We start from the raw sequence: 10,363 nt of genomic DNA, 5'->3' as shown, positions 1-10,363 counted from the left end.
CTGCCGCACCGGGACAGCCGCACCGAGGCGGCCGCCGCCGTCCCGCCCCGCCCGGACCGCCCGCCGGTGGTCCCCGCCGCCGATCCGGCCGCGCCGGCCCGTCCGGTCGACCTGGCCAAGGGCGAGCCGATGATCCGTTCACGGCCGATCTCCTGACGGCCGGGCCCGGGCCCGTCTCCCGGGCCGGTTCCCCGGCCCTCGACCGGGGGCGGCGACCACCGCCGAATCCCGTCCCGGTACGCTCGTCACGGAAAGTCCGCACGATCACCAGATGTGAAATACGTGACACCTGGGGTGATATCACCGGCCAGATGTGACAAATCGGGCGCAGGTGGGTACAAACAGGGGCGGCACTACAGACGACGCATGTCCCGGGACGGGAATCTTCGTCGGAAGCCGAGCGTTGACCGAACGACGAAGAACAGCGACCACTAGTCCTGTGGGCCATAAGCCCGGGAGGCACGATTCATGAGCGAGCGAGCTCTCCGCGGCACGCGACTCGGGGCCACTAGCTACGAGACCGACCGTGGTATCGATCTGGCTCCCCGCCAGACCGTCGAGTACGCATGTCAGAACGGACACCGTTTCGAGGTTCCTTTCTCGGTCGAGGCCGAGATCCCCGCGACCTGGGAATGCCGCTTCTGTGGACAGGAGGCGGCGCTTCTCGACGGCGACGAGCCGGAAGAGAAGAAGATCAAGCCGACGCGCACCCATTGGGACATGCTGATGGAGCGCCGGACGCGCGAGGAGCTGGAGGAGGTGCTGGCCGAACGGCTGGCCGTGCTCCGCTCCGGCGGGATGAACCTCGCGGTACACCCGCGAGACACCCGTAAGAGCGCCTGACACCTCGCTCCCGCCCCGTGCGGGAGGACGCGAAAAGGGACCCTGGTCACCAGGGTCCCTTTCGCGTTGTCCACGACGGGCGCAGGTGTCGTCCGCGCGACGAGCCCCCGAGGGGCGGGGTGTCCGCCTCTCCGGGGGCTCGTACGTCGGGACGGTCCGGTCAGCCGGCGATCGGCGGGCGGTAGGTGGTGTCCGGGCCCTGCGGGCCGCGCGGGCCGTCCTCCGGGTCCACGACCTCGCCCTGGACCACCTTGCCGTCCGGGCGGTGGATGCGCAGCTGCTCCTGGAGCCGCATCGCGTCCGCGAACGGGTCGGCCCCGGCGGCGGAGGTGCTGCGCAGCGCCTTGTCCGCGGCCCGGCGCCCGACCGCGCGCCACAGCGCCCGGGTGGGCGGGAAGAGCAGGGTCAGGGCCACCAGGTCCGTCAGGAGGCCGGGGACGATCAGCAGCAGGCCGGCCAGCACGGTCATGCTGGTGCCGGTCTGCGGCTGCTGGGACTGCGGGTTCTTGCTCTGCTCGATCGCCGCCGACAGCGCCTTCAGCCCGGCCCGCTTGATCAGCGAGCCGCCGATCAGGACGCCCGCGACGAGCAGCAGCACGACGGTGAGGCCGCCCAGCCACGAGCCGACCTGGACCAGCAGCCAGATCTCCAGCACCAGCCAGGCGGTGATCAGCAGCGGCAGCACCCGGCGGAGCCTGCTACGCGGGGCCGGACGGGTGGGGGTAGCTTGCTGGGTCACGGTACGAATCCACTCCAAGCGGTGCTCTGCGCGCCGCACGGGAGGTCCGGGCCGGCTACGGCACCACCTGGTCCAACGATTCCTGCCCGGCCGGTGTTCCGGACGGGGCCTTCCGGCGGCGGCCGACCAGCACCGCCGCGCCGCAGGCCAGCAGGCCGCCGACGGCCAGCGTCCACTCGGGGGCGGCGCCGACCCGGTCGGCCACCGTGGTGCCGTCGCGCAGCGGGACGGTGGCCGACAGCTCGGCCGCGGTCAGCTCCTCGGTGCGCTGCTGGACGCCGCCGTCCGGGCCGATCACCGCGCTGATGCCGCTGGTGGCGGCGATCAGCACCGCCCGGCCGTGCTCGACGGCCCGCAGCCGGCTCATCGCCAGCTGCTGCTCGGGCTGGCCGGTCTTGGCGTAGGTCGCGTTGTTGGTCTGGACGACCAGGACCCGGGCGCCGCTGTCCACGGTGTCGCGGACGATCTCGTCGTACGCGATCTCGAAGCAGATCACGTCGCCGATCCGGGCCGGGCCGAGCTGCATCACGCCGTTGTGGTCGCCGGGGTAGAAGTCCCGGGCGACCCGCTGGAGGCGGGTGATCACCTTCATCAGCTGGGCGCGGAAGGGCACGTACTCGCCGAACGGGACGGGGTGCTGCTTGGTGTAGGAGGCGCCGGGGCCGGTGACCGGGTCCCAGACGATGCCCTCGTTCTGGACGTGCTGCGCGTCCGGGCCGTCCACCAGGGTGCCGACCAGGGTGGGCACGCCGACCGCCTTCACGGCCTCGTCGATCCGCTGGCGGGCCAGCGGGTCGCTGAACGGGTCGAGGTCGGAGGAGTTCTCCGGCCAGATCACGATGTCGGGGCGCTCGACCTTGCCGGCCCTGATGTCGGCGGCGAGCCGCTCGGTGGCCGCGGCGTGGTTGTTGAGGACCATCATCGGGCGGCCCAGGAAGTCCATGCCCGGGTTGGGCACGTTGCCCTGGACGATGGCGACCTTGACGGTGTCGTCGGCGGCCGTGGGCACCGGGACGAGGTAGCCGGCCAGCAGCGCGGCCACCGCCCCGAGCGCCGCCAGCGCGGCCGCCTTCGGGGCCCTGCCGGGCCCGCGCAGCCGCAGGGCGGCCCAGGCCAGCAGGGCGCCCGACAGGGCGACCGCGAAGGTCACCAGCGGCGCGCCGCCGAGCGCGGCCAGCGGGGTGTACGGGGTGGCGGTGTTGGCGAAGGCGAGCCGGCCCCAGGGGAAGCCGCCGAGCGGCAGCCGGTCGCGGGCCCACTCCTGGGTGATCCACAGGCAGGCCGTCCAGAGCGGCCAGCCGGGCAGCCGGGAGGTGACGGCCAGGGCGCCGCCGAGCAGGGCCAGGAACAGCGCCTCCACGACCGACAGGCCGATCGTGGCGTCCCAGCCGACCACCCGCAGCCAGCTGAGCAGCATCAGGAAGAACGGCAGGCCGAACGCGAAGCCCGTCCACAGGCCCTGGCGGAAGGTGCGGCCCCGGGTGAGCAGCGACAGCGCGGCGACGCCGAGCAGCGACAGCGGCCACAGGTCGTACGGCGGGAAGGCGAGGGCCAGCAGCAGGCCGGCCAGGGCGGCGAGGCCGGTGCGCGGGAGGCCGGCGCGGACCTTGGCGAGCGCACGGGCTCCGCGGCTCGCCCGGGGCGCCGGCTCCTGCGGCTCGGGGACGGCCTCGGGCCGTTCCTGGGTGACGGGAGTGGCCACCGGCGCACCATCTTCCTGGGGCTTGCTGTTCGGACGCTGTGCGAAGAAGGTACCCCGGAAGGTCGGAGACCCGTGAGGTCAGGGTGGTAGCGGGGTCAGCGCGGGGTGTAACGGACCTCCCGCAGCGGCCAGTGCCCGGTGAGCCAGTCGGAGACGGCGCGGTACAGCGGGGCGTCCAGGTGGGCGCGGTCGGCCCGGACCCAGGAGCTGACCGAGACCGCGGACGGGTCCTCGCGGTCCGGGTAGATGTAGACGCAGCCGATCACCTCGTCGCGGTCCGGCTCCAGGACGGTGTAGGTGAAGCCGGTGCGGGCCTCGAAGTCGGCGGCGTGCCGGCGCAGGTCGTCGAGGTTCCGCTCCGGCGGCATCCCGTCGGCGGGCGGCCAGCCGCGGCCGGCCCAGCCGGGGGTGGCGCGGATGTGGGCGATGGAGCCCGTCCAGGCGGCGTGGTCGGAGGCGTTGTGCCGCTCGCCCAGGGGTTCCAGGCGGAACTCCGGGGCGAGCAGCTCGCGCGGGACGGTGAAGTCGGCGGGTACCAGGGTCATGGTGGTCAACCTAGGCCGCGGTGACCCGCCGATCCACGGGGTTTACCGCTGGTACACCGTGCGGCCGCGGACGACGGTGCGCAGGCAGGTCGGCAGCGGGTGGCCCGGGGTGAGGTCGGGCAGGCCGGGGGTGCCGGAGCGCGGGTCGGTGGACCAGCCGGCCACCCGGGAGTCGGGGGCCTGGACGACCAGCTCGCCGGCCGCCCAGATCGCGTAGCTGGCGACCGCGCCGGGGACCAGCACGCCGTCCTGGTCCCGGCCGACGGCGCGCCAGCCGCCCCGGGTGTGGGCGGTGAAGGCGGCCCGCACCGAGATCTGGTGGTCCAGGGTCCGGTGGAAGGCCGCCGCGCGGACGGTGCCCCAGGGGTCCAGCGGGGTGACCGGGGCGTCCGAGCCGAAGGCCAGCGGGACGCCGGCCCGCAGCAGCGCGGCGAAGGGGTTGAGGGCGGCCGCGCGCTCGGCGCCCAGGCGCTGGACGTACATGCCCTCGGGCCCGCCCCAGGCGGCGTCGAAGGCGGGCTGGACGGAGGCGGTCAGGCCGAGTTCGGCGAAGGCGGCGACGGCCTCGTCGTCCAGGGCCTCGGCGTGCTCGACGCGGTGGCGCAGGGCCTTGACCCGGTCGGCGCCGACCCGGGCGCCGGCCTCCCGGACGCCCTCGATCACGGCGGCCACGGCCGCGTCGCCGATCGCGTGGAACCCGGCCTGGAGCCCGGCCCCGGTGCAGGCGGCGACGTGGTCGGCGACCTGCCCGGCGGTCAGGTAGGCGGTGCCGGTGTGCCCGGCGTCCGCGTACGGGGCGTGCAGGCAGGCGGTGTGCGAGCCGAGCGCGCCGTCCACGAAGAGGTCGCCGCCGGCGCCCACCGCACCGAGCCGGCGGGCGGTCTCGACACCGCCCAACTCGCCCCAGTAGCCGAAGACTTCGGGCCCCTCGCCGTCAGCGGCGAGAGCCAGCAGGGCGGCCAGGTCGGCCTCCGAGGAGATCTCCGGGCCGGCGCACTCGTGCAGGGCGCCGATGCCGAGCTCGGCGGCGCGGGCCAGGGTGGCCCGCTGGGCGCGGCGGCGCTGCTCGGGGGTCAGCCGGGCCAGCGCGGTCCGCCGCACGACGTGGTGGGCGTCCCTGGTGAGCGGGCCCTCGGGGTTGAAGCCGGGCGCCTCGGCCAGGCCCTCGGTGAGGTCGCGCAGCGCCGTGGTGGCGAGGGCGGAGTGCACGTCGGTGCGGGAGAGGTAGAGGGCGGCGCCGCGGGCGGCGGCGTCGAGCTCGGCGAGCGTGGGCGGGCGGCCCTCGGGCCAGCCGCTCTCGTCCCAGCCGTGGCCGATCAGCACCCCGCCGGGCTCGGGCCGGGCGTCGACGAAGGCGGTGACGGCGGCCAGGGCGGCGGCCAGCGAGGGGCTGCCGGTGAGGTCGAGGCCGGTGAGCGCCAGGCCGGTGGCGGTGGCGTGCACGTGGGCGTCCACGAAGGCGGGGGTGACCAGGGCGCCGTCCAGCTCGACGATCTCGTCGGCGGTCGCGGCGTACGCCTCGGCGGCGCCGTCGCTGCCGACCCAGGCGACGTGCCCGCCCTCCACGAGCATCGCGGTGGCGAAGGGGTCGGCGGGGCTGTAGACGGCGCCGCCGCGCAGCAGGACGGTCCGGGGAGTGCGTTCGGTCATGCGGCCTAGTCTGCACCCCGCCCGTTCGCGGTCAGAGCTTCGGGGGTCGTGCCTCGTACGGGGTGGACAGGACGACGGTGGTGCGGGTGGAGACGCCGGCGGCGCTGCGGATGCGGGCGAGCAGGTCCTCCAGGTCCCCGGGGGCGCCGACGCGGACCTTGAGTATGTAGTTCTCGTCCCCGGCGACGCTGTGGCAGGCCTCGATCTCGGGCAGGCCGGCCAGCCGTTCGGGGGTGTCGTCCGGGGCGCTCGGGTCGAAGGGTTTGACCGAGATGAACGCGGTCAGCGCCAGGTCGACGGCGTCGGGGTCGATGATCGCGGTGTAGCCGCGGATCACCCCGCGCTGTTCGAGGCGGCGCACCCGCTGGTGCACCGCCGAGGTGGACAGGCCGGTGGCCTTGCCCAGGTCCGTGTAGCTCATCCGGCCGTCTTCGAGGAGCAGCTGGACAATGCGTTGGTCGAGATCCTCCACAGTGCGCAAACCTACCCGGTCGGGAGCACGGGGGGCGCACGCGGTGGCACGGGGAGGGATCGCAGGTACCGGGCGGGCACATGCCGGGCGAATGTGGCGTCCGGTGTGGCCAAGGACACACCCGGTGCATCACGGTGCACGGGACCGCAGGGTTATGAGTCCTGATCACAGGGAAGTGCTGGTTGTGGCCCTGGACGACCACGCCGGGCCCGATCCTAGGGGGATCCTCATGCCTGCTACTGACCAGCGTGTGCTGGGCGCCGACGAGACCGACGATATGACCGACCGCGAGGACCTCGCGGTCGATTACATGCCGGGCACCGACCCCGGCGAGGCGGAGAACTGGGACATCTTCCGGGTCGACTGCCCCGAGTGCCGCCGCCCGATCGCCCTGGTGGCGGACGAGGACCGGCTGCCGCAGCACGCGCTGCTGCCGACCGCCTGGAACCCCTTCGCCCCCGCGATCTGCCCGGGCTCGGGCACCCCGACGGACGACCTGGCCGAGGTCGAGGCCCCGGAGGACGCCGAACCGGCCCGGATCGACGCGCTGTTCAAGCTCCCGACCGGGCTGGACTGGCGCACCCAGCCGTTCTCGCACGCCGTCGCGCACCGCCCGGTGCGGCTCGCCGCGGTCGGCCAGGCCGCTCCGACCGCGCCCGCCGCCCCGACGGTCGCGACGATGCGGGCCGCCATCCCCGAGCAGCGCCGCCGTCGTCCGGCGCTGACCGCCCGTACCGCCAAGGCGAGCTGACGCTCCGCCGGGAACGCCTCCGGCCGTCACTCCGCACCCTGGAGTGACGGCCGGAGGCCGTGAGGGAGCCGGGCCTGTCCGGTGGGTTTTGTCGGACCCGGCAAGGACCCGCCGGACAGGCCCTGGGCCGTCAGGCCTTCGTGAGGTGGCGGCCGATCACCAGGCGCTGGATCTGGTTGGTGCCCTCGACGATCTGCAGCACCTTGGCCTCGCGCATGTAGCGCTCGGCCGGGAAGTCCTGGGTGTAGCCGTAGCCGCCGAGCACCTGGACGGCGTCGGTGGTCACCCGCATCACCGCGTCGGTGCAGAACAGCTTGGCCATCGCCGCCTCCTTGGAGAACGGGCGGCCGGCGTCCCGCAGCCGGGCGGCGGAGAGGTAGAGCGAGCGGCCGGCCTCGATCTGGGTGGCCATGTCGGCGAGCATGAAGGACAGGCCCTGGAACTCGGCGATCGGGCGGCCGAACTGGCGCCGGGTGCGGGCGTAGTCGACGGCGAGGTCGAGCGCGGCCTGGGCCACCCCTATCGCGCAGGCGGCGATGCCGAGGCGGCCGGAGTCCAGCGCGGCGAGCGCGATCTGGAAGCCCTGTCCCTCCTCGCCGACCAGCCGCTCGCGGGGCACCCGGGCGCCGTCGAAGTGCAGCTGCGCGGTCGGCGAGGACCACATGCCCATCTTGTGCTCCGGCGGGGCCGCGGACAGGCCCTGCTGGGTGCCGGGGACCAGCAGGCAGCTGATGCCCTTGGGGCCGTCGACGCCGGTGCGCACCAGGGCGCTGTAGAAGTCGGCCTGGCCGCCGTGGGTGATCCACGCCTTGGTGCCGTTCACCACGTACGTGTCGCCGTCGAGGTCGGCGCGGGTGCGCAACGCGGCCGCGTCGGAGCCGGACTGCGGCTCGGAGAGGCAGTAGGCGCCGAGCTGCTCGCCGGAGAGCATGGCGGGCAGCCACGTCTCGCGCTGCTCGTCGGTGCCGAAGGTGGCCAGCGCGTGGCAGGACAGGGTGTGCACGCTGACGCCGAGGCCGACGGCCAGCCAGCCGGCCGCGAGCTCCTCCAGCACCTGCAGGTACACCTCGTAGGGCTGGTCGCCGCCGCCGTACTTCTCGTCGTACGGGAGGGAGAGCAGGCCGGCTTCGCCGAGGGTGCGGAAGACCTCCCGCGGGAAGCGGCCGGCGGCCTCGTCCTCCGCCGCGCGCGGCTGGAGCTCGCGCTGGACCAGGTCCCGGGTGAGGCCCAGCAGCTCGCGGGCCTCCTCGGTGGGCAGCTGGCGCTCCACGGCTTTCACAGGGGAGGGGGTCATGGCGGTGGTCGCCTCCTCGATCGGGGCGCGGGACCGAGGTGTCGGCCGGTCCGGCGTGGGTGTGGCTGGTCGGACCGACCGGCACCGGGTTGCGGTGAACGGCCGTTCACAGTCGTGGCGAAGGCGAGTATGCCCGAAACCCGCGCTGCCGTCACGACCTGCACATATGAACTGGACGCAGTGGCGGGCTACGGCACCGTAGGGTTGACGTTGTGGCTGTATCCGAACCCCTCCCGACCCGATTCCGGCCCGCTCCGGACGACCGGCTGACCGCGCTCGCGGCCGAGTTGCGAGCGCTGCCGCCCTCCTGCGGGCCGGTGCGGCTGGTCGCGGTGGACGGCCACGCGGGCTCCGGCAAGACCACCTTCGCCGGACGGCTGGCGGCGGCGCTCGGCGGGGCCCCGGTGGTCCACCTCGACGACCTGGCCACCCACCGCGAGCCCTTCGGGTGGACCGGACGGCTGCGCGAGCAGGTGCTGGAGCCGCTGGCGGCCGGGCGGGACGCCGAGTACCGGGTGTACGACTGGACGCTGCGCCGCTTCGCGGGCACGGCCGCGGTGCCGGCCGCCCCGGTGGTACTGGTGGAGGGGGTCGGCGCCGGGCGGCGGGCGGTGCGGCCGTGGCTGGCCCGGGTGATCTGGATGGAGCTGGACGCCGTCTCGGCCCGGCGGCGCGGGGAGGAGCGGGACGGGCCGGAACTGGCCGAGTTCTGGGCGGGCTGGGCCCGGGCCGAATCGGCGCATTTCGCCGCCGATCCGAGCCGTCCGCACGCCGTGACGCGGGTCGACGGGGTGACCGGCCGGATCACCCCGGACACCGTCGGTGAATCTTCAACCAACGCCTTGACCTGCGACATCGCCAGGATCTAGGTTCTCCTCAGCCACCGGAACACCAGATTCCGGTTGCCTCGGACCCGGCGCCCCCGGCTTGTTCCCCCGTGAGCCGGGGGCGCCGTCCGGTCCCCTTCCGAAACCCGCTCCCCCGCCGCCCGTTTCGTCGCCCGGCCGCTCAACGGCCGCTCGTGCGATCGCATTTGCCCCTGTGCGGCACCCTTCCGGATCAGCGCCGCGCCGGTACGATTCCTGGCAGGCGCAGTTGCGCCACAGGGGGTCGACGACCACCGGCCAGGCTAGGCGCAGGCAACCCGCCGGCCGAGCCCCGGGCCGCACCGCGGGGGGCGTGAGTGACGACGGTGGACAGTTCCGACAGCACGGCGGGCGGGCCCGACCGGCTCGCCGACCGCGCCTGGCTGCGCGCCATGGACGCGTACACGGCCGGTGCGTACACCCGGGCCGAGGAGGAGTTCCGGGCCGCCGTCCGGCTGGACCCGGGCATGGCCGACGCCTGGCTCGGACTGCACGCGCTGCGCAGCGACACCTCGGCCGCGCTGCTGGCCATGTACCGCAACCAGAAGCGGTTCGGCGAGCAGCGGCGACTGCACCGACGGCCGCTCAGTTCCTGGTACTGGCTGGGCTGGTGGGTGCAGCCGGTGCTGGAGGACGCCCGCGACCTCGCGCTGGCGCACGCCTCGCACTGGCTGGACGGGCGCCACCTGGCCGAGCTGGACCGGGCGTTGGAGCAGTGTCCGGCGCCCAGCGAGGACCCGTCCGCCCGCTTCCTGTACGCCTGCCGGTCCTACCTGCTCAAGGACTGGGAGCAGCTGATCCGGGACACCGACCGCCTGCTGGACGACCCGCTGCTCGGCATCGAGGCCGGGCTGTTCGCCGGCATGGCGCGGGTGCGCCTCGACATGTGCGCCCAGGCGCAGGTCCCGCTGGCCGCCTCGCTGGCCCGCTGCCGCTCCGAGCAGCCGCAGCGCAAGGAGCTGCGGTACTGGCTGGCCCGGGCGTACGAGGGGGCCGGGCGCAGCGCCGCGGCGCTGCCGCTCTACCGGGCGGTGCACCGGGCGGACCCGGCGTTCATGGACACCGCGACCCGGCTGACGGCCATCTCGGCCGAGGACGCGCTCGCCGACGGCCTCGTGGACGCCATCGCGGACGGGCTCGCCAACGGGCTCGCGGACGGGCTGACGACGGGCGGCAGCCCGGGTGCGGCCGACGCCGCCGCACCGGGCGGGCCGGGTGTCGAACCCGGCTACCCGGACGACGTCGGTTACCCCGAACTGCCCGGGTATGGGGAGGAGTTCGCGGACGCGGGCGGGCCTGGCGGCGCGACCGTCCCCGGCGACGGGCTGTCGAGCGACGGAGTGCCCGGCGGGCTGTCGAACGGCCTGCTGTCGAACGGCCTGGCGTCGAACGGCGGCGGACCCTCGGTGGACGCCGGACTGGTGGACGGCCCCCCGGCGGACGGGGCCCTGGCCGGCGGCGCCCTGCTGGACGGGACCGCGACCGGCGGCGCCCGGCTGGA

Annotated in this window: 9 protein-coding genes and 1 pseudogene; 4 read left to right on the top strand and 6 right to left on the bottom strand. The window is 74.7% G+C overall.

Features of this window, described 5'->3' with window-relative positions; all coding sequences use genetic code 11:
• Positions 1-468 precede the first annotated feature (468 nt).
• Entirely contained in the window at positions 469-843 is a 375-nt protein-coding gene (locus AE652_RS24950) for an RNA polymerase-binding protein RbpA (protein ID WP_049655293.1), read from the top strand.
• Positions 844-1,003: 160 nt separating this feature from the next.
• Here AE652_RS24950 and fxsA read toward each other — a convergent pair whose 3' ends face one another.
• The 5 genes from fxsA to AE652_RS24925 all read right to left on the bottom strand — a co-directional run bounded on the left by fxsA (position 1,004) and on the right by AE652_RS24925 (position 5,951).
• Complete coding sequence (fxsA, locus tag AE652_RS24945; RefSeq protein WP_063780257.1) at positions 1,004-1,582, bottom strand: FxsA family membrane protein; 579 nt, start codon at positions 1,580-1,582, stop codon at positions 1,004-1,006.
• A 55-nt stretch (positions 1,583-1,637) separates the two neighbouring features.
• Positions 1,638-3,284 carry an apolipoprotein N-acyltransferase gene (gene lnt / locus AE652_RS24940; RefSeq protein WP_049655290.1) on the bottom strand — a complete coding sequence of 549 codons (1,647 nt, stop codon included), beginning with the start codon at positions 3,282-3,284 and terminating at the stop codon, positions 1,638-1,640.
• A 95-nt stretch (positions 3,285-3,379) separates the two neighbouring features.
• Entirely contained in the window at positions 3,380-3,829 is a 450-nt protein-coding gene (locus tag AE652_RS24935; RefSeq protein ID WP_199823138.1) for an N-acetyltransferase, read from the bottom strand.
• A gap of 42 nt (positions 3,830-3,871) precedes the next feature.
• Entirely contained in the window at positions 3,872-5,479 is a 1,608-nt protein-coding gene (locus AE652_RS24930; RefSeq protein ID WP_049655287.1) for an amidohydrolase, read from the bottom strand.
• Positions 5,480-5,510: 31 nt separating this feature from the next.
• A complete protein-coding gene (locus tag AE652_RS24925; protein WP_045694655.1) occupies positions 5,511-5,951 on the bottom strand; it encodes an Lrp/AsnC family transcriptional regulator in 441 nt (146 codons plus the stop codon).
• 229 nt (positions 5,952-6,180) lie between these two features.
• On the opposite strand from AE652_RS24925, the gene AE652_RS47465 reads away from it, so the two are divergent.
• Complete coding sequence (locus AE652_RS47465; protein ID WP_181970507.1) at positions 6,181-6,702, top strand: hypothetical protein; 522 nt, start codon at positions 6,181-6,183, stop codon at positions 6,700-6,702.
• 130 nt (positions 6,703-6,832) lie between these two features.
• Here the strand turns inward: AE652_RS47465 and AE652_RS24915 are convergent, their stop codons facing one another.
• Complete coding sequence (locus tag AE652_RS24915) at positions 6,833-7,996, bottom strand: acyl-CoA dehydrogenase family protein (protein ID WP_049655285.1); 1,164 nt, start codon at positions 7,994-7,996, stop codon at positions 6,833-6,835.
• Between the two features lie 212 nt (positions 7,997-8,208).
• Here AE652_RS24915 and AE652_RS24910 point away from each other — a divergent pair, with 212 nt between their 5' ends.
• On the top strand, positions 8,209-8,865 hold the full coding sequence (locus tag AE652_RS24910) for a hypothetical protein (protein WP_049655284.1): 657 nt from the start codon (positions 8,209-8,211) through the stop codon (positions 8,863-8,865).
• Positions 8,866-9,254: 389 nt separating this feature from the next.
• A pseudogene (locus AE652_RS48470) lies at positions 9,255-10,363 on the top strand (CbxX/CfqX); the annotation flags it as partial.

It is taken from the genome of Kitasatospora sp. MY 5-36 (genome assembly GCF_001182915.1).
GTDB lineage: Bacteria > Actinomycetota > Actinomycetes > Streptomycetales > Streptomycetaceae > Kitasatospora.
Note: the sequence above shows the minus strand (reverse complement) of the source record. Positions and strands in the feature narration are given on the sequence as shown.